The organism is Novosphingobium terrae, assembly GCF_017163935.1.
GTDB lineage: Bacteria > Pseudomonadota > Alphaproteobacteria > Sphingomonadales > Sphingomonadaceae > Novosphingobium > Novosphingobium terrae.
Map to the genome: position 1 here is coordinate 1,591,882 of NZ_JABVZR010000002.1, position 20,860 is coordinate 1,612,741.

The window sequence follows — 20,860 nt, forward strand, 5'->3', positions numbered from 1 at the left end:
AAGCGTTAAGTGTCATGATGGGGCCAATCTGATGACCCACCTTGCGTACGCAGGGTGGGTCATGAGTTCTGGAACATGAGTCTTCCCAATCTCTACACCCTCGGTCGTGCTCCGCTTACTTTTGAAAGCGGCGGAGAGTGACGGAATGGCGATGGCCGAGCCCAGGCAATGCGAGATTAAAATCGCTCATTTGTCGAACTTCGTGGTGGGGAGCGCAATCGTACTCTTGCGCTTCCGGCTGACGATCGATGGGTCAGCAACTTGCTCAGACTTTTGCCCTAGGCTCAGGACCCATTGATTGGTCGGGGAGGATGTGATTCAGGCTCTGTGAGGAGACTGAGCATGAGCGACCTGTATTGGCTGACGGACGAGCAGATGACGCGGCTGTTGCCCTATTTCCCCAAGAGCCACGGCAAGCCCCGAGTTGATGATCGACGGGTGCTGAGCGGGATCATCTTCGTCAACCGCAACGGGCTGCGCTGGCGTGATGCACCCAGAGAATACGGGCCACACAAGACATTGTACAACCGCTGGAAACGTTGGGGCGCGATGGGCGTGTTCACCCGGATGATGGAGGGTCTGTCCGCTCAGAAAGCTGAGCATCAGACTGTCATGATCGATGCGACCTATCTCAAGGCTCACCGCACGGCTTCCAGCCTTGGGGTAAAAAAGGGGATTTTGGACGCCTGATCGGACGAACCAAGGGCGGCATGAACACCAAGCTGCACGCTGTCACCGACGCCAACGGCCGCCCCTTGAGTTTCTTCATCACGGCGGGCCAGATCAGCGATTACACCGGCGCGGCAGCTCTGCTCGATGATCTCCCCAAGGCGCAGTGGATGCTGGCAGACCGGGGCTATGATGCCGAATGGTTTCGCGATGCACTGGAGCAAAAGGGCATCAAGCCCTGCATTCCAGGCCGCAAATCCCGCTCCTTTCCAATCAAATACGACAAGCGCCGGTACAAACGGCGCAATCGCATCGAGATCATGTTCGGCCGCTTGAAGGACTGGCGCCGCGTCGCGACCCGCTACGATCGCTGTCCGACGGTGTTCTTCTCCACCCTTGCTCTGGCAGCTACCGTGCTCTTCTGGCTATGATCAACGAGTCCTGATGGGGTGGACGCCCCCCGACGGCCTTGATGTGTCAAAGTGGAGGTGTTGAACACCACTTGAAGGAGGCGTCCATGGAAGAGGTTACTACGATCGGGCTGGATCTGGCCAAGCAGGTTTTTCAGGCTCACGGTGCAGATAGCTCTGGTGCCGTGGTATTCCGCAAGACATTGCGGCGACATAAGGTGCTGGCATTCTTCTCAGCGCAGCCACCCTGCCTTGTGGCGATGGAAGCGTGCGGAGGGGCGCACTACTGGGCACGCGAGATCGGCAGGCTCGGTCATGCGGTACGGCTGATTGCGCCTACATTTGTGAAGCCGTTCGTGAAGCGGCAAAAGAATGATGCAGCTGATGCCGAGGCGATCTGCGAGGCAGCCCAGAGACCGACGATGCGGTTCGTCGCGGTCAAGAGCGAAACGGCTCAAGCGAGCGCCACGATTTTCCGCACGCGTGATCTGCTGGTGCGGCAGCGAACCCAGGATATCAACGCGCTGCGGGGCCATCTGGCAGAATATGGACTGATTGCCGGGCAAGGCGTTGGGCAAGTCTCCAAGCTGATCGACATGATCGAACGCCCGACATACGAACTGCCCGAGGCGGCCCGATCGATGCTCAAGGTCTTGGCAGGCATGATCGTGGTGCTAGATGAGCAGGTGAAGCTGCTCGATCAGGAAATCGCCAGACGCGCCAGAACTGACGATGTCCCATGCCGGTTGATGACTATCCCCGGTATCGGTCCGATTACGGCAACCGCGCTTGCCGCTCTGGCGCCGCCGCCAGAGGTGTTCCGCAAGGGACGGGATTTCGCGGCGTGGCTCGGGCTGACTCCGGTCCAAAAATCAACCGGCGGCAAACAGAAGCTGGGCGCGACCTCCAAGATGGGGGAACGAACTTTGCGTCGGCTCCTGATCATCGGGGCAAGCTCGGTTGTGTGTCAGGCAACAAGGCGCGGCGCACCGACAGGCTCATGGCTGGCACGGATGCTAGCGCGCAAACCAAGAATGCTGGTGATCACCGCTCTTGCTAACAAGATGGCGCGAACGCTGTGGGCACTGATGGCGAAGAACGATATTTATAGGGCTCCGGTCGTGGCGGCGTAATCCATTACGAGTGCGAGGGTGTCGGCAGATGTAGGAAGGTCAGATGGATAGCATGGCGTAACGGTCGACGAGACGGGATAGGCAAAACCAGATAGGTTCACGGTGCCAACCAAGCACGCAGTCCTGATATGGAGCCGATCCGCGAACTCCCATACGGGCCAGCGGCATCAATAAGGCCGCATCAAAGGCCGGACAGATGTCTGCACCCGACTACACGCTAGGCCTCCAAAAACCGCTTGCATCCTAAGGGGCGTTCTCTAATCGCGGCTCCTTCGTCAACTTATTAGTCGCCTTCCGGGTCATGGTTCTCTTCGCGGTCGGCATTGGCCGCCGCAGCATCTGGTCCGGTCGGAAAAGCGCGGGCGCTGCAAGGTCCACAACGGGCTGACGTCAGATCACGTGCCCATGGCCCCTAGCGCGCAGTCGCCCACACCTCGCCCGAGGCGACACGTACATCCGGCTCGTGCCGGACGATCTGGTTACGCCGCGGAAGCGACCGGCTCCCAGCGGAACGGCTCACCCGAGCGCCACACGCTGTGCAGGATCACCGACAGCTTCCGCGCCAGAGCGACTCTCGCCTTGCCTGGTCCGGCTCGCTCGGCGATCGCCAGCGCCCAGTCCTTCAGGTGCAGCGCTCGTTTCACCCGATGGAGGATCACGATGGCAGCCTCGTACATGAGCGTTCGCGCGAGGACGTCGCCGCATCCAGAAATGCGACCGCTACGGTCGATCTCACCTGACTGGTAGCGCCGCGGCGTCAGGCCGAGATGCGCTCCGACGGATCGCGAGCGAGAGAAACGAGCTGGATCTTCGATGGTGCTGACGAATACGAGTGCCGATAGGGCGCCGATGCCTGGAACTGTCATGAGCAATCTGCAGGTTGCGTCTGCCTTCACCCGGCGCTGAACGGCCGCGTCGAAGACGGCAATCTGCTCGCGAAGCTGTCTCCAGGTGGCAAGAAGCGGTCGCACGATAAACGCGACGTCGGGCGTATCCTCGATCATCGCTTCGACGCGGCGGTCGAACCTGAGCCCGCGGTCAGCACTCAGCAGCATGCCGAATGTCTTGAGCACGCCGCGCACCATGTTGGAGAGGCGCGTCCGCATTCCAACGAGTTGGGCTCGCGCACCGAGAAGGGATCGTGCTTGATGAGCATCCAACGACTTCACGTGGACGGAGCAGTACCAGCCTGTCCGTACCACCTGCGCCAACCCTTCCGCGTCATTTTGGTCGGTCTTGTTCAACCTCATTTGCAATGCTGCCTTCACCCGGCGGGCGTCAAGGACCGCGACATCGAGACCAGCACCACGCAGGCCGTGTACAAGCCACGGTGTCATCGCTCCGGTCTCGACACCCACCTTCGCGTCAGCACCAGCATACCTGCAGATGAGCTTCGAGATCGAACAAGGGTCAGTTGGGCAGCTTCCTCTCCAGATCCGTTGCCCTTCGCTATCGACCACGCAGATCGCCGTGGTCTTCTGTGATACGTCCAAACCTACTGAGTGTGGCATTGAACCCTCCGATGGTGCTTACCCCGGGCCAAGCGCCCGGATCGCAACACTATCAATCATTCGACTCGATGCCGCGATTACCCGAGGTCCACAGATGAGCCTAGCACTCGCGCACGGCAACGCCTTTGCTTATGATCCTACCCCTTGGTGCGAGCATGGTCGTCGCGTGGCACCCGATACGATTGCCGCTTCGCGGACTTCTGGCATTTGCGACATGAGAGCGTCATTGGCGTGCCGCATCCAAATGGATAAATCCCACACCCGCGAATGGCTTCTTTCAGGTACCCAAGATGCTGTCATGGAGCACTGACTTGGAACCGCTTGTGACTGTCTGACCGGCGACTCGCGGGCTCGATCGGGACAAGCGCCGCGCTCAAATGGTTGGCGACGGTCAGAACAATCCGCGCGCCTAGTCGTCCACCTCTATAAATTTCCCATGAATTACAAAGAGATTAGCCTGGTATGGTGACCGTCTGCGAGGCGAGCAGCTCTCATAAAGTAACTTGAAAATGTTAAAGAGACACGGTCATCGGGTGATCTGGTGTCTTTATCATTGACAGTCTCGATGCGTCTCGGCAAATCCCGGCTTGGGGGATCAGGAGCGATCCTCCTGTCAGATCCGCGCGCTACAGCCTCGGGGATGGTGGGCGGCGGAAAACCTAAGAACGAAGCCGGCTCGATCCGGCTCGAAATGGAGAGGGGGAGCTGATGAGAAAATTGCTGTTGTTAGCGACCGTGAGCATGGTCTCTGTCGGTGGAGCGCAAATCGTTCACGCGCAGGACAAGGGGGCTGACGCCGCGAAGACGCCTCCGTCGGATCCGGAGATCATCGTGACCGGTTCGCGAGTCGTGGTGAACGGAAATCAAATGCCGACCCCGGTCACGGTGGTCAATCAAGATGAACTGAGGCAGACGACGCCGACGACGATCGCTGACGCCCTCAACAAGCTTCCCGCAATGACCGCCTCGCGTTCGGCGCAAACCCAAAATAATCCCACCACCAACGCGGTCGGCAATTTCCTGAACCTTAGGGGGTTCGGCATCCAGCGAACCCTGATCCTGCTCGATGGGCACCGTGTTCCAAGCTCGGCGCAGGATGGATCGGTGGATACCAACACCATTCCACAGCTGTTTGTCAGTCGGGTTGACCTCGTGACGGGGGGCGTGTCAGCAGTCTACGGTTCGGATGCAGTGACCGGCGTTGTCAACTATGTCCTCGATCACAAGTTCAAGGGCCTCAAGGGTGAATTTTCGGGCGGCATTTCAAATTACGGGGATGCACCGAGCTACCGGGCAGCAATCGGTTTCGGCAGCCAGATAACGCAGCAGCTTCACGTCGAGGCCAGCTACGAGCACTTCCAGCAAGAGGGCATCTTTAATGCGATGTCCCGACCCACAGCTGCCGCCGTATACTGTCAGATCGGGACGGGCTCGGCCGCCAATCCCTATAGATTGGCCAGTGGGTGCAGATTTCCCTACAATGCCTTCAACGGCCTGATTGTGTCCGGACCGGCGGCCTTTCAGCAATTCACTGGTGTGGGCACGCTCGGCGCGTTCCAGCATGGCGCTTCCACCATCTCCCCTATTACCGAGATCGGCGGGAGCGGCACCTATGTGGCGGGTGGATCGCTGAGTGCCACGGTAAAGCTAGACCAAGCATTTGCACGAGCTGACTATGATTTTGACGGCGGCCCCCACCTCTACCTTCAGGGGTCGCTGACCAAGAGCTATAACTACTATAATTTCCCTGAATACACGACGACAACCGCACCGTTGATCTTCTCTTCCAGCAACGGGTTTTTGCCTGCTGCCACTCAAGCTGCTGTCGGGGCTAATGGCACACCGGTTTTTGCCATGCAGACCAACGATCCGGGCTGGCCGACCCAGGGCGTCGTTGCCAACACCAACAATCTTCTGATTTCTGCTGGCGTCAATGGAAAAATCGGCAAGGGGTTCGAATGGTCCCTCGGGTATAGCTTCGGACGCACAACTCTCCACGAGGTGTCGAAGAACAACATCAATCAGCAGCTCTTTGCAGCCGCGACAGATGCGGTGTCGTCGGGTGGGTCGGTAAAATGCTATGCGGCGACCCAAGCCGCCACGGCGTCTGCCTACGCAAACTGTGTGCCAGTTAATTTGTTTGGTCCCAACTCGTCAGCCCCTGGTACATTCGATTACTTTAGCCAGGACACATACTTCGATCTCAAAAACGACCAGCATCTGGTCGATCTTTCCATTGTGGGCTCTCCGATCGAGCTGCCCGCCGGCCCGGTTCGGACCGCGATCAGTGGGCAGTTCCGGAGTTTCTCGCTGGAGTTGAACAGTCCGTTTTCGCCGCTGGCTCTAGCGAATTGTACCGGGCTTCGTTTCAACTGTACACAAGGTTCGACCACGCTCTGGCTGCAGAATGTTGTGTCCAGTGTGCCCCATGTGAGCGAGCAGGTGGAAGAAATTGCAGGGGAGGTCCAGATCCCCTTGCTGAAAGACCGCGCATTCATTCGTGATCTGAGCACCAATGGCGCGATCCGATATGCTCATTACAGCGTATCGGGCGGGGCAACCACATGGAAGCTCGGGTTGGATTGGGCACCGGTGAGCGGGATCCGGTTCCGCGGGACGCGTTCGAAGGACTTTCGCGCGCCAACGCTTAACGACCTCTTCGCGCCTGTCTCGGTGAACAACGTCGGATTTACCGACGCCTTGACGAATACGAGCGGCTTTGCGCCGCAGCAAAGTCAGGGCAATCCCAATCTCAAGCCGGAAACGAGTTACACGTGGACGGCTGGGGTGGTGTTCACGCCGGCCTTCCTCCCGAATTTTTCCGCCTCGGTCGACTGGTACGACATCCAGGTGCGTGATGCGATCGAAGCCGTGGCGGGCAATGTCGCCATCTACAATCAACTGTGCATCCAGAGCAACGGAACCTCCCCTTACTGCGCGCTTTACTCTCGCCCGTTCGGCTTGGGAAATACATCGGCCGCGAACTATCCTACCAAGCTCTATTCACTACCTCTCAATGTGGGGCGTCTGCGTACATCTGGTGTGGATCTTGACCTGGGCTACAGCCATTCGCTCGGGGCGGGTCGCCTCAGCCTGCGCGGATTGATGTCTTACCAGCCGACACTCGACGTTGATGTTGGTGTGGGGCAAGGTTACCTCAACGGCGCGGGCGCCGCGACGGGCGCAGGCCTATTCGCGCCGAAGTTGAAATTCACGGTACTCGCGAATTTCAAGACCGGTCCATTCACTGTGGGCGGTCAGGTTCGCTGGCGTTCCGCACTCAATGCCAGCGCGCTCGCTGCAACCGCGACAGCCAATAACTACGCATACAACGTGGCTCCCGTCGCTTACACCGATGCCAATATCGGATATGACTTCACTCACGGTTCCGGTGTGATCACGGCGTTTATTTCTGTGCAGAACGTCTTCAACGTCAATCCTCCTGTTTACACGATCGGGTCGGCGGCTTTTGCCAATTTCATCCCTCCGGTCTTTCAGGGTGACAGCATCATGGGGCGCTATTTTACGGGAGGGGTACGCTTCAAGTTTTGATCTCGCTGTCTCGTCTCTCAATTGGGGAGGCGAGGCAGCGTCTGCCTCTCGAGACGTCAAAGCGCAAAGTCGCCATGAGCTTGGCGTGGACGCGCGTGGTCAAGCACATTCCGGATGGAATTTGCATCGACGAGAATTGCGGGTCGAGATGAGAGCAAGGTGGCTAGCCCCCTGGCTTCTTGTCGTGGGCCCGTTTCAAACGTGAAAGGATTGATCAATGAAAGTGAAGGCATTTCGTCTCGATTGGCAGTTTCGCGCGGCAGGCGCGGCCCTGGCCTTGGCTGCAGGGCTAGGCGCCACGACTGGCCACACGCAACCTGCGCCTGCCGCTCAGAGCAGTTCGGAGAGTGGTCAATATCGCGACGTGGTGGTCGATGCGGGCAAGTCAATCGGATCAATCAAGCCGCTGACGGGCTTCACCGGCGGGCGGAAGGGGAGTGCCGCCAAATTGGCCTTGATGCGCCAAATCGGAATTACGACATGGCGAACTCATGATACCGGCGCTTTGGATATCACTGGGACGAGCGAATCCGCGATTTTCCCCGACCTGTCGGCGGATGCCGACAATCCGGCGAACTACCGGTTTGAAGCATCCGACGCCCAGATGCTGCAGATCGTCGAGGAGGGTAGTGTACCTTTCGTCCGTCTCGGCAACGGTCACGACCCGGCGGTTCCGTCCGACTACAAGAAATATGCGAAAGTCCTGGAACACATCCTTCGGCATTACAACCAGGGATGGGACAATGGCTATCACATGAATCTGAAAGTGTTCGAAATTTGGAACGAACCCGATATGTCCAAGGCGTCTACCACTATGGGCGGCAGGTTTTGGACCGGAACACCGCAGCAGTTCTACGAGCTTTATGGTGTCATCGATCAGACAGTCCGGAAGGTTGTGCCAGACGCGGTCGTTGGTGGTCCCGGCCAGGTTGGGAACGGAAGTGACTATCGCTCCGATTTCTTCAAATATCTGAAGCAACACCAGATCAAGCTCGATTTTTACAGCTTCCATTGGTACGATGTTCCGTCGAGCAACCCGAATAACGTCAATCGGATCGCGGCCGACCTCAATAGGGATCTCGAGGCCGCCGGTTTCCGGAACGTCCCTCTTGTCGTCAGTGAGTGGGGGTACGACCTTTTTGACCCGACGGCGAAGCCAACTCAGTTGGCGGCCTACACCAGCGCCATTCTGACCTACATGCAGAGTTCGACAATCGCCCAGCAATATTTGGAAGTCCTGAACATCGGCAAGGGCGGCCACGTCTTCGAGGGCGATGCGCTGTCTCCCGCGGGCTATGCCTATGGTGCGACGACCTCGATGCTCGCCACGCCGGAGCGGCTGGCGGTGACGGGCGACGACAACATCGGGTTTGCCGTACTGGCTGGTGCGGCGACGCCAACCTCGACCGATACGCAGGAAGAAATTCGAGTGCTTATCACCAACTATGAGATTCCTGTCCAGGACCGCGGCCCTATCCCCGATGGCCCCGTCCCTGGTTTGAAAGCTTCCGTGACCAACAACGTTCTTTGCGGTGACCTTCCGGCTTGTTACCATATCCCGCCCCGGATCAGCCCCACCTATGCCCGCAATTCCGGCTACAATCTTACCGTTGCCAATTTGCCGGCATGGGCCGACCGGGGTTATACCGTTACGCGTTACAGGATCGATGGCACCAAGAATCTTGAGCAAGTGAACCAGACGTCCGGTTCAGGCCGGACACTGAAGATTGCAGCCTCGCTGCCAGCTCCCGGGGTTGAACTCGTCGTGATCCGTGGCGCAAAAGCGCCGGCTGCCACTGCGTTGGGCATCTGGAGCCTGCCGCATCATTGGAATGGCTTGGCACGCTGATCTGAAGGGAAGGCTTGCGCCTTTCGGATCAGCAAAGAAGAGAGCTGGTGATCGGCATGATTTTCGATCACCAGCTCTCCCGCTGCAAAATTCGGCTCTACCTAAGTGGCGTTGGAAGAGCCCGCAGAAATTGTCACAATCAGGGATATAGTTCCGTCCGCCTGCCTCGCCCGGTGCCGCGAAATCCCTTCGCAACCAGACATTCCGCGTGGAAAATCATATTTTCCCCAACCAGAATCTTGGGAAAGAACCGTTGGTCTCATGGGCCTGGTGGCACTTCCCTCCCGCTGCTACTGGGAGCAATAACCACGGCCTCGTCGGCTTCGCGCCGACTTGACGGAATGTCATGTCTCGCTTGGAATCTTTTCATGGAATAGCGTCGGGGTAAAGGGCATGCGCTTCCAGAACTATGATAGCGGGCCACACTCGGTCATCCGGCACTGAAGAGCGGGCGTCAAACTTTCGCGAAGAGATCAGTTCACCCAATGACTCTGTCTATTGAGCAAGTGGCTCAGTTGCACTATCCATCGGGGGAAGGAGTGACGAGGAATGGGGCTTGCGACGGTACGACCGCTTGGAATCAGGGTCAAAATGGTTGATGAGATCATCGAATCATTGCGGCAGCAAATCGTCTCGGGAAAGCTTGGCGACGGAGCACGTCTGCCGACCGAGAAGGAGCTCGCGCAGAACTACGCGGTAAGCCAGCCGACCATCCGTGAGGCAATTCGCGCACTGGAGACCCTTGGACTCGTCGAGGTTCAGCATGGCAGCGGTACATTTGTGCGCAGCCAGGGAAGCTATGCGCTTGCACTCTCGCTCCAGACCCTATTGCAGCTGGAAAGTGTGGGTATCTTCGAGGTGCTCGATGTCAGGCAATTACTCGGCCGGCAGTCGGTCAGGGCAACAGCAAAGCTGGCGACCGACGAAGAAATCGAGATGATCGGTCGATCACTTGCTGCGCTCGATCGCTTGGATGAGGTCGACGACGTTGACGAGATTCTTCGCCGGATGATTGACTTCCAGTGTTCGATTTCGGCCCTTTGCCGCAATCCGCTGCTGCACAGGCTCGAGACCTTCCTCGTTACGCTGCTGCTCGAAGTGCAGGTGATACCGATGCGCAAGCGTGGGATGAAGTTCTGGCGCGATCGCGCGGTCGCTTTTCAGGGTGACCGGCGCGAGATTTTCGCTGCAATTCAGGCTCGTGACATTGGGAAGGCTGGTGACGCGATGGAAAATTATCTTGAGCACCAGCGGGCCCGCTTCGTCGAGGACAAGAAGCTCGGTGCGCTCAATCTCTCTGACTCGCGCCTGATCGAAGGGCTTGCCGAGATGGTGCGACAGATGAAGACGGCCTGATGTCCCTAATGGTTGCTCCCATAGTGCGAACGGTGCTGGTCACAGCAGCCAATGGTAGAACCGGTCGTTATGTGATCGAGGCTCTTCGCCGCAAATTGAGTGATGTGAAGATCCGGGCATTTGCCCGATCGAGCGCTGGTCACGCCGACGAAACCGTCATCGGGGATTTCGAGGACCCGCAGGCGAGGCGCAAGGCCGTGGATGGAGTGGACACGGTCATTCATTATGGGCCGCCCATGCATCCGCGAGAGACCGCATACGGCACCGCCATGGTGGACGCGGCGGTTGCCGCTGGGGTGCGAAGATTCGTCTATATCTCGGTGATCAATCCACAAATCGACGATCTCCTCAACCACAAGGCGAAGTTGCAGGTCGAGGCCTATCTGCTCAATTCCGGTCTGACGTGGAGCATTGTGCGGCCGCAGCACTTCATGCAGTCCATTGATGTGGCGAGGGCTGTCCGTGACGGTGCAGTCATGCTTCCCTATGCTGGCGACGTTGCCTTGGGGCATGTTGATCTGAAGGACGTGGCCGAAGCGGTTGTGGCCGTGGTGAGCGAAGACAGTCATGCCTTTGCCGCATACGACCTGTCGAGCAATGAGCTGATGCCGTTTGCCTCACTATGCGAGGTCATCGCCCGTGTCTCTGGAGCTCCTGTCGTTCATCGCACCGTTGACATAGCCGCGACCGTCAAGATGATCAGCGGTTTCTGGCCTGAGCCATTCACCGCCTATACCTCCGAGGGCTTCTACCGGCTTTTTGGCTATTATGGCCGGCACGGTATCAAGGGGAACTCAGCCCATCTTCGCCTATTGCTGGGACGCGAGCCAGGCGACTTCGAGGCTTACGTTCGCCGCTCTCTTTCCTAGCGCCTTTTCGCGCAGCGCGGGGGGATCGTAAGGCTTGGTTCGCAGCATGGTCACGCCCCCCGCTCCGTCGCGTGCAGTGCAGAACAGGGCTTCTCCCGACCGACGGTCGGGGTATTCAAGTTCACGCTGCTGCGAAAATTCCGTTGCGATTTTACCCAAGGTCGCCTAGTCAATGGGTCACCAGAACACTTGAGGGAAAGTTTGTCTGGCCCGACAACATGAAGGACATCCGGAGCCCATCTGAATGAACATCCGGAGACGCAGGGTGTCTATCCCACGTGCAACCTGAGGGCGAGAACTTTCATAGGCGCGTGGAGGTCAACCGATGTTCGGTCATGTGGGATCTGGAACCGCGCTGCAGGTCGGGGGCTCATCAAAGCAGTTCGGGTGGGATGTGGATGTGGGTGTAGGTTTCCAGCCTCGATGGCTATGCCCTTTATGGTAGATGCGGCAAGACCGTGAACTGGCGATGTACTCAGGAAAGTTCAACCTCGGACCCAAACACGTCAGGGTAGCCAATGGTGCGCAATTTCTTAGGGTGCAGTGCGCTGCACCAGAGAAGGTGAAGAGCCGTGACACGATCCATGTCAGCGAAGACGGAATCGACTCTCGTGAGCCTTGATCCAGCCGCTATACCAGCTTTGTTCAGCTGGTTGGGCTGTGTTCAGCCGTTCGATGGCCTGCTGGCGCCGGTGGCGGGATAAGCATGGGCGGTAGCCGGCTATGAATTTGTCCGAGTAATTCTCACCCTACTGATCGATAGCCATGAAGGGGATGCAGTCGCAATGATCAGGAAACAGGTAGGACTTACCGTATTGACGGTAACGGCAGTGGCGATAACGACAGGCGCACTTGCGCAAGGCGTGGCAGCGTCAGACTCGGGCGGCGTTCCGTCGTTGAGCGCGGCCGGGGCGGCTGGCTTCGTTGCCGGTGCTGCCAAAGTCGACATCAGCCCTCCTGCGAATGCCCTGCTGCACGGTGATCGACTGCACGACCCGCTGAATGTTCGCGCAATCTATGTCGGGAGTGGCCCCGCGTGCGCCGTGCTTGTGGGGATGGATCAGGGCAATGCACTCAATCCGGTGGTGGCCACTGCGACCGCGCAGATCACGGCGCGGCTTGGCTGTCCGGCGGAGAACGTCGTTATTTCGGCGACGCACACGCACAGCGGCAACGCGGGCGGCCTTGACGGTGGCAACTCGCCCAATCCCGCGCCACAGCGGGTTGCCGACGCGATCGTCCAGGCCGCGACTGCTGCAAAAGCCGCAGCTCGAGCCGCGCGGGTCGGTTACGGAACTACTCAGGTCAACCTCAACGTCAATCGCGACTTCTATGACGGTAATATGTGGATGCAGGCGCCGAACCGCGTCGCACCGTCTGACAAGACGTTGGCGGTGGTCGAGTTCATCGACGCCCGGGGCATGCCAATCGGCGTCTATATGAATTATGCGATGCATCCGATCAACTTTTATCTGTCTGGGGTTATCAGCGCGGATTTCCCCGGGGCAGCGTCCAACTACATCGAAAAGCGATTTCCCGGTGCCGTCGCGGTCTTCACGCAGGGACCGAGCGGAGACCAAAACCCACTGTTCACCCGCTCGATGCTCAAGCTTTCCGGACTACGCACGCGTTCGCCTTTTGGGGTGGACCAGAGTGTTGAAAGCGAAGATGGATGGGTCGGGTCTGCGCATCAGGCCAATGCCAACACCGCGCAGACGACCGCGATGAACACGCCGATGCGTCCCGATGAGATTCCCGCCTGGGAACAGGCGATTGCCGAAACAACCGAGACGGTGAACATGATGGGAGCACTGATCGGCGAATCAGCGATCGACGTCATGCGTAACCTGACGCCGGAGAGGGCGTCCACCGGTGTGCTGCGCGGTGCGCAGGCCAACTTCACCTGCCCAGGGCGCGACCGGCTCGATCCAACCGCCAGGCAAGGGACGCTCCCCCCATATAAGGATGGCGAGCCGGTAAACTTGAAAGTGGGAGTTCTTCGGATTGGCAACATCTACCTTTCGACCGTGAATGGCGAAGTGTTCAACGAAATCGGTCAGAGGTTGAAGCGCGAGGCCCCGGAAAGTCGATTGATGATGGTGACGTTGGCTAACGGCCGGGCTAATTCAGGCTACATCTATTCGAACGCTGCGGCTGAGCACTTGAGCTTTCAGGTGATCGGCTCCCGCCTCAAGCCGGGTTGCGCCGAGGACAAGATCGTCGATCACGTGCTGACTTTGCTGAGCCGCTCCAGATAAGGAATATCTATGTGGTGTTTTATTTTGCTTCACGGATGATCCTGCGAACCAGATATTGGTACTCTGAAAGCCCTTTGTCTCCACAGTTGCCCTCGACGTTTGCTTTCCAATTTGGGATCCGAAAATAAGGCTGCCCAACTGTTAACCGAGAAGAGGGCGGCGCCAAATCGAATCTCGTCGATTTTACGAGCCGACTGCCGACTGTCCCCGTGCCAGGTTCGTCGATCGGCATGGACGTGTTTGCTTATCGTGCCGACTTCTGCGCGCCTTGTCTCACAAAAATGTAACGCTATGCGATGGGGAGATTGCCGATATTATCGGCAGCCAGCCTAGAGAGCGTTGGTCGCGATACTCCATACAGATCGCTGCCTCGCCCAGATACCCACTTGAATGGGGGGCGATAAATTGCGCATCAAACGCTGCTTTATGACTGCACTGCGACAAACGCCATTCGGCCTTGGCAAGTCTTCCATCTCGGAGGGTGCCTCTCGTACACGAGTATCAAAAGGTCGATTGGCTTTTTTATTGCACCCTCATCGCATTGAGGCGAGCTTTCGATCGGTGATGACGCTTTGTGAATAGTCACGGATATTGGCGATGTGGCAGGTTAGGCCGATGTTTGTGGGTTCAAAGGTCGAAGCAAAATGAAGCGATTCAAATCTATGTTTTTGGTGATGGCGCTGTCGCTCACCGGATCGAGTCTGGCGATGGCCCAGGGTGGGCCGGACTATGCAGCCATTCAGGTTGATGCGGGTGCGACTGTAGGCGAGCTAAAGGCGCTACGCGGCGTCAACGGTGCACCCGACATGACGTACGCCCCCTCAGCTGCGAGCAATGAACGACGACCTCTGGACCTTGCGTCACAGTATCGCGCCGCGGGCATCACGCTGGTCCGCACACATGATTCTGGTGGCGCAGCGGACATCGATCCGACCACAGGCACGTTGCCGGTGATCAAGGCACCTCTGCCGCCCGGCGGGCCTACCGATCCGATGCTCGTCATCTTCCCCGACCTGAATGCCAACCCTGATGACCCCAAAAGCTACCATTTCGAAGCGACCGACAAGCTCATCGCGGGCATACGCTCGATCGGAGCCGACGTGATCTTCCGGCTCGGTCGTGGCGGCGGCACGACGGCGGTCCCGCCCGATCCGGCCCGCTATGGCGCGATCGTCCGCCACATCGTGCTGCACTACAACAAGGGCTGGGATAACGGCTTCACGGGGGCCGTGCGCTATTGGGAATTTTGGAACGAGCCCGATCTCTTTCAAATCTGGTGGCGCGGTACGCCAGAGCAATTTTATGAGCTTTACGGATCGGTCGCGCAATCGGTGAAGGCGGCGGATCCGGCAGCTCAGGTCGGTGGTCCGACCGTGGCCCTCTCTTACGGAAAAGGGCCGTTTCGTGACGGATTTCTGACCTATGTGAGCGAGAAGCGGCTGCCGCTCGATTTCTTCAGCTGGCATTGGTATTCGATTGCCAACGATCCTTACGACTTTGCCCGGATTGGCACGTCGTTGAAGGGCGTCCTTACAGCCCACGGTCTCGTCCATACAAAGCTCGTACTCGACGAGTGGAATGGCAATGTGATGTTTGGCATGAAGGATGACGCCAATCAGGCGGCCTTCATCACGGCAGCGCGCATCTACATGCAGGACGCACCGATCGATCTCGAGGCCTTCTACCGGTCCGACAGCTTCTGGGGCCGCGATGGCAAGACACCGAGCAAGGCGGCGCAGGCGCTGAATGTTTTTGGCATGATCGCTGATGCGCGCACCCGGCTCCGGACCAGCGGTGGTGATACGCAGGGCCTCGCGGTGCAGGCAGGCCGTGCGCCCGACGGCACGATCAAGATCTTGATCGGGAACTATGAACTGCCGGCGGATCAGCGTGGGCCCCGACAGGGGCCGGACGCGCTGAGCATGGGTGGGCTCACGATGGACCTGCCATCGCGGCAAGCACCGAACTACACGCGAAACAAGGGTTACGATCTCAAAGTTGCAGGGTTGAAGCCAGGCGCGCGTTACGTCGTCGAGCGATATCGCATTTCGACCACGAATGATCTTGGCCTGATTGATCGACAGACCTTGACCGGTGCGCAGCTTGCTATGAGCAACGCGCTGCCCGCGCCGGCGGTGGAACTGATCGTCGTGCGTCCCGAAGCGTTGCGACGCTAAGCGCTGGGATGGATCGTTGCGGCTCACTTACCGCGACGATCCCCTACGCCTTGGCACGTATGGGCGCCGCCTTTCGGCGCAGCTGTGTGGGACCCAAGGCCGCCACGCGCCAGCGATGCAGGCGAATGGCAGGCGGTATATGGGAGGCTTTAGGGCTGCTTTGCGAAAGGCAGCCCTAAATTTGCTTGTCACCGAGGTCAGATTTTCCTGTCAAGGGAAAGGCAGATTGCCCGTCTAGGGAAAGTTGATGTGACCATTCGAGCATCCACATCCCTTGCAGAATGCTATGAAGCGAAGCATTATCTCAGTGCCGGGTCGTCGGTGCCATGTCCAAGCCGTTTGCGGTAAAAAGCATCGACCTAGTCCTCAGGCTCGCTCAAAGCCCGGCCCTCGTTTTTAGACAGAAAGTGCCAATCAAAGAAATTCCCCTAGTTGAGGTGCGGCAATTGAGAGACGCCGATGGGGTTTTTAAAGTCTGGGGCATTCGACTGCTTGCACAACTGTCACGAATATGTAGTCTTTGGCTCGCGACGCGAGGGCGCCGCCGAGGCCTGAGAACCTTGATCAAAACCCATTTCCGCTGCACTTGATATGTGCGGCCGGGTGGCCGTTGCTATGTCCAAGCGAGTCGCACTCGCCAAAGGCACCGGCGCGCGTTGATCGTGTTCTCAGCACCCGGTTTAGCAGCCTCTCTCGCTTCGCGAGTGAGGAAAGTGCGTGCCATGCAGGCGTCAATATCGAAGCCCAGTCCCGTGGTTGATGTGCCGTTGTCAGGGCTTAATCCATGAGCCCTCGAAATCAGCCATGTTCTGTATCCGACGATACGACCTCGGAACCGGGGAGCGGCGCGGCTGTCCAAGAACCTTCGCGCTCGTTGAGCAGGAGGGCACTTGAGGCACTCTACCGGTCGCATGCGGGCCGATTGTTGAGAATGTTCAACCGGCGATCCCCGTCGCTTGAAGCGTCCGACCTAGTCCAGGAAACTTTCGTGCGGTATGCTGCCGCCACTCTGGAACGCGACACAGTTCCTGATTCCCCTGAAAATTACCTCACCAAGGTCGCCGTGAATGTCATGCGGGAGAAAGGCAGAAGCCTGTCGCATCGCGTAGCCCTTTCGTCTGTTCCGGTCGACGAACTTGCTCTGGCGGGGCCAGATGAGTTGACGAAACTCGAAGCGAGGGATTTGATTGATCGGATTGATACGATCATGATGCAGCTCAAGCCCCTGACACGTGAAATTTTTATTGCCCGACGACGCCAGCAATTAAGCAGAGCCGAAATCGCAGCGCAGACAGGTCTCAGTATAAAGGCTGTCGACAAGCAGATCGCGCGTGCCGTTGAGCATATCCACCGGCATCTTGGAGAGCATCATGAAGCCTGACCCTTCCGCTGATCACGATAATGACCGGGAAGCACGCGATTGGTGGGTCCGTGTGCAGACTGGTGATGTTTCCGGGCCCGGCGAAACAGCGAGCGGTCGTATGCAAATGCTAAGGGAATTTCAGGAATGGCGGAACGCCGATCCGGCAAATGCCGCTGCCTACGACAGAGTGCAGAGGTCAATGCAACTGTCCAATGCGTGGGTTCAAGATGAGCGTGCCGGTAAGGGGCGCCTAACGCGCGTCCCATTCTACCAGCGGCGCTCATTTCTCGTCAGCGCGATGGCAGCCTGTCTGATTGGGGCGGCGGGTCTCGGATTTTACTGGAGCGGCGAGCGCGGTGGATTACGAGGGGGTGTCTCTCAATCCGTTTTGGCTGATGCTCTCTACGTCACCAGAGTGGGTGAGCGGCGGGAATTCAAGCTGCCTGATGGTTCGAGGATCTATCTCGATGCCGATAGTCAGGTCCGCGTGAGTTATACGGCTGGCGTACGGAATGTGCATCTTGACCACGGGCGGGCGCGATTCACGGTGGCCCACGAGGCTTCGCGGCCATTTGCTGTCGTAGCGGGGGATGGGCGCGTGATCGCCCATGGCACGATTTTCATCGTCGCCGTGTCCTCGCATGGCGTCCATGTGAGCCTGGAGCACGGTTCGATTGAAGTGACCGGGCAACCGCAGCTTGGTGTAAAGCAGGCGTTGGCATCCCGCTATTTGAAGCCGGGTGAGCAGCTTAATTTCAGGACGGCTTACGCTCTTCCTGCACCCAAAGCCGTTGATCCGGGCGAGCTGAGCTGGGTTTCCGGGCGCCTGTCCTTTCTCGATGCACACCTCGGCGATGCAGTCGAAGAGATCAATCGGTACAACACGGTCAAGATCTTGATTGATGATCCGAAACTCACCGAATTGCGGGTTTCCGGGGGCTATGACGCCCAGGCGCCGGAGGCCTTCGCAAGGGCCGTTGCCAAGGCGCTGGGGTTGAAGTTCGTCGTCCGGCCCGACGGAAACATTCTGCTGCAATCTGGGCCTGTTTGAGCGGGGCATGAATTTTTTCTGCGGGGCGGGGTAATTCGTCGGGTCGTTTCATCTTCGGCTTCAAGACGCGAACTGAGATCGCGTCTGGGAGGCCCCGATGCGAGCAAGAGATGTACGATGGTTGACGAGCGGCGTGATGGCAGTCGCCGCGATGGGGGCATGCGGCCCCGCGAATGCGCAGGAAGCGCAGCGCTATGATATAAATCTGCCTGCCGAAACCCTGGGCGCTGCCATGCGCGACCTGGCGGTACTCAGCCATACCAACATTGTTTCCGCCGCGCAAAACACCGATGGCAAGACGATTCCCGGACTTGCAGGTCGCTTCACCGTTGGCGAGGCACTTGATCGTCTCCTTGCACCCAATGGTTTGAAGGCGGACGCAAGCGACGGTGGCTATATCGTAAGCAGGTCGGCAGATGGCGCGCAGGGCGCCCCGGACATCGTGGTGACCGGATCGCGTATCGCCGGTGTCCCGGTCCCGGCGACGGTGATCTCGATCAGCCGGGCCGTCATGGAGGAGCGTGGCTACACCGATCTGGGTGCTGTTGTGCGTGATATCCCGCAAAGCTTTGCCGGGGGACAGAACCCCGGGCTCGGGACGAATGTCCCGGCGATCAAGGGCGTCGATGTCGGCGGTGGCTCCTCGATTGATCTGCGCGGGCTGGGCAGCGATGCCACGCTGACCCTGCTCGACGGGCATCGTGTCGCTTATACCGGGTCGCGCCAGAGCGTCGATGTTTCTGCAATCCCTATCGGTATCGTCGATCACATCGATATCGTGCCCGATGGTGCATCGGCCCTTTATGGCTCCGATGCGGTTGCCGGCGTCGCAAATGTCGTTCTGCGCCAGGACATGAAGGGGCTGGAAACCACGGCTCGCGTGGGCAGCAGCACCGATGGTGGCTATGTCCAGCAGCAGTATGGCGCGGCCGCTGGCGATCGCTGGAAAGATGGCGGCTTCATCGTTGCCTATGACTATGGCTCATCCAGCACTGTATGGGGGCGTCAACGCTCCTATGCCCGCGACCTTGTCCCGAACCTCTCGCTCATGCCGGAACTCTGGCATCACAGCATCGCCTTCAACGGCCATCAGGCGTTGACGGACAATCTGACCCTGACCACCAATGCCTACTATAACATTCGCCGCGAGGAGACGACCTATCCGGCGCAGGTCGGGACGGTGCTCGGCACGAGCAACCTCAAAACCCGCGATCAGGTTTTCGGCGTGGCGCCGACATTGAAGCTCAAGCTGGGGCAGGACTGGCATGTGAATCTTGCCGGAACCATCGGCAAGGAGCGCGTTGATCTCATCAGCTATCAATGTGGCAATGGTGCATGTGCATCCGCGAATGGCGGTAGCGATTACCGGAATCTGGCCCGGTCGATCGAGTTGAATGGTGACGGCAAGCTGATCGATTTGCCCGGCGGGCCTCTGAAACTGGCGATCGGCGCTGGCTACCGCAATGTCAGCTTTACGCGCTGGGGGGGCACCGCGAGTACGACGAACACGCAGCATTCGCAGGACAGCACATACGCTTTTGGTGAGTTGGCGATTCCGGTGGTGGGCCCTTCGCAGGATGTGCCCTTCATCAAAAGCCTCAATGTCAGTGCTGCCGTGCGCTACGAACGCTATCCCGGCATCGGCAATGTGGCGACCCCAAAGCTGGGGTTGATCTATGCCCCGGATGATGATCTCGACATCAAGGCAAGTTGGGGGAAATCGTTTCGCGCGCCGACGCTGTACGAACAGTATCAGCCGCGTTCCGCTTATCTCTACAACGCGACGACCTTCGGCGCTGTCGGTGCTCCGGCCAATGCGACTGCCCTTTATATGACGGGGGGAAGCCCCGCGCTTAAGCCAGAGCGGGCGAACACCTGGTCGGCAGGAATGACCCTCCATCCACGGGCGGTTCCTGGCGCCAGGCTGGAGGTGAGCTACTTCAACATCCACTATCGCGACCGTATCGTGACGCCCATCACGATCGCGTCGCAGGCGCTGAGCAATCCGATCTATCAGTCGCAAATCACCCCTGCGCCTGATGCTGCCGCCCAAGCGGCCGCGATTGCCAGCGCCACCTTTTATCAGAACTTTTCAAGCTACCCGTATGTTACCTCGGGTGTGGTGGCGATCATCGACAATGCCACGGTCAACGCGGGGCACCAATGGGTGCAGGGTGTCGATATCCTTGCAGAATATGGCTTTGACGCCGGGCCGCGTGACCACGTCAATCTGTCGTTGGACACCGTTTACATTCAAAGCAAGCAGCAGGTCAGCACAAGCCAGCCGATCTTGCCGCTGGCCGGGACCATCTTCAATCCGCCCAACTGGCGGGGCCAAGCCAATCTAACCTGGAAGCATGGGGACGCGACCGTCAATGTCTCCGGCCATTACACCGGCAGCATCATCGACAATCGTGCAATCACGCCCGTCCGCCTGTCTAGCCGGGCGACACTGGACCTGACCGCACGCTATGCCCTCCACCGCCTTTTCAGCAAGCTCGAAACCGCTGCGCTCACCTTCTCCGTTCAGAACATCTTCAACACGAAACCGCCCGTCATCTCGATCTCGTCGATCGCCCAGCCACCCTATGATTCGACGAATTACTCACCGATCGGGCGGATGGTCAGCGTGGGAGTGACTACGAAATGGTGAGGTGTGGGC

General features: G+C 58.7%; 13 protein-coding genes. 12 read left to right on the forward strand and 1 reads right to left on the reverse strand.

Annotated elements, in window-relative coordinates:
- Window positions 1-342 precede the first annotated feature (342 nt).
- Together HGK27_RS25055 and HGK27_RS25060 are read left to right on the forward strand one after the other, a co-directional pair.
- Window positions 343-1,100 (forward strand): IS5 family transposase gene (locus HGK27_RS25055; RefSeq protein ID WP_206243553.1). Its coding sequence is split into 2 segments (ribosomal slippage): window positions 343-676 and window positions 676-1,100, totalling 759 coding nucleotides; the frame shifts between segments, so codons are not numbered across the junction.
- Window positions 1,101-1,186: 86 nt separating this feature from the next.
- The gene (locus HGK27_RS25060) at window positions 1,187-2,212 is read left to right on the forward strand and encodes an IS110 family RNA-guided transposase (protein WP_206243554.1); all 1,026 of its coding nucleotides are present in this window, start codon (window positions 1,187-1,189) and stop codon (window positions 2,210-2,212) included.
- Between the two features lie 479 nt (window positions 2,213-2,691).
- On the opposite strand, the gene HGK27_RS25065 is transcribed toward HGK27_RS25060, so the two are convergent.
- Window positions 2,692-3,672 carry an IS110 family RNA-guided transposase gene (locus HGK27_RS25065; protein ID WP_241127853.1) on the reverse strand — a complete coding sequence of 327 codons (981 nt, stop codon included), beginning with the start codon at window positions 3,670-3,672 and terminating at the stop codon, window positions 2,692-2,694.
- Between HGK27_RS25065 and HGK27_RS31185 the strand changes: the two genes are divergently transcribed.
- The 10 genes from HGK27_RS31185 (at window position 3,599) to HGK27_RS25110 (ending at window position 20,851) form a co-directional block, all read left to right on the forward strand.
- Window positions 3,599-4,033 (forward strand): hypothetical protein, encoded by a 435-nt coding sequence (locus tag HGK27_RS31185; protein WP_241127896.1) that lies wholly within the window; start codon window positions 3,599-3,601, stop codon window positions 4,031-4,033. The genes HGK27_RS25065 and HGK27_RS31185 overlap by 74 nt on opposite strands.
- Window positions 4,034-4,431: 398 nt before the next feature.
- Window positions 4,432-7,275: a TonB-dependent receptor domain-containing protein gene (locus tag HGK27_RS25070; RefSeq protein ID WP_206243556.1), complete on the forward strand. Its 2,844-nt coding sequence runs from the start codon at window positions 4,432-4,434 to the stop codon at window positions 7,273-7,275.
- 217 nt (window positions 7,276-7,492) lie between these two features.
- Window positions 7,493-9,124 carry a GH39 family glycosyl hydrolase gene (locus tag HGK27_RS25075; RefSeq protein ID WP_206243557.1) on the forward strand — a complete coding sequence of 544 codons (1,632 nt, stop codon included), beginning with the start codon at window positions 7,493-7,495 and terminating at the stop codon, window positions 9,122-9,124.
- A 591-nt stretch (window positions 9,125-9,715) separates the two neighbouring features.
- Entirely contained in the window at window positions 9,716-10,480 is a 765-nt protein-coding gene (locus tag HGK27_RS25080; protein WP_206243558.1) for a FadR/GntR family transcriptional regulator, read from the forward strand.
- Window positions 10,480-11,349 (forward strand): SDR family oxidoreductase, encoded by an 870-nt coding sequence (locus HGK27_RS25085; RefSeq protein ID WP_206243559.1) that lies wholly within the window; start codon window positions 10,480-10,482, stop codon window positions 11,347-11,349. The genes HGK27_RS25080 and HGK27_RS25085 overlap by 1 nt, the downstream gene beginning before the upstream one ends.
- A gap of 785 nt (window positions 11,350-12,134) precedes the next feature.
- Window positions 12,135-13,607: a neutral/alkaline non-lysosomal ceramidase N-terminal domain-containing protein gene (locus tag HGK27_RS25090; protein ID WP_206243560.1), complete on the forward strand. Its 1,473-nt coding sequence runs from the start codon at window positions 12,135-12,137 to the stop codon at window positions 13,605-13,607.
- A 644-nt stretch (window positions 13,608-14,251) separates the two neighbouring features.
- Window positions 14,252-15,784 carry a GH39 family glycosyl hydrolase gene (locus HGK27_RS25095; RefSeq protein WP_206243561.1) on the forward strand — a complete coding sequence of 511 codons (1,533 nt, stop codon included), beginning with the start codon at window positions 14,252-14,254 and terminating at the stop codon, window positions 15,782-15,784.
- 931 nt (window positions 15,785-16,715) lie between these two features.
- The gene (locus HGK27_RS25100) at window positions 16,716-17,165 is read left to right on the forward strand and encodes an RNA polymerase sigma factor (protein WP_241127855.1); all 450 of its coding nucleotides are present in this window, start codon (window positions 16,716-16,718) and stop codon (window positions 17,163-17,165) included.
- Entirely contained in the window at window positions 17,155-18,198 is a 1,044-nt protein-coding gene (locus tag HGK27_RS25105) for a FecR family protein (protein ID WP_206243563.1), read from the forward strand. Before HGK27_RS25100 ends, HGK27_RS25105 begins: the two co-directional genes overlap by 11 nt.
- A 136-nt stretch (window positions 18,199-18,334) precedes the next feature.
- Window positions 18,335-20,851 carry a TonB-dependent receptor gene (locus tag HGK27_RS25110; protein WP_206243564.1) on the forward strand — a complete coding sequence of 839 codons (2,517 nt, stop codon included), beginning with the start codon at window positions 18,335-18,337 and terminating at the stop codon, window positions 20,849-20,851.
- Window positions 20,852-20,860: the final 9 nt, after the last annotated feature.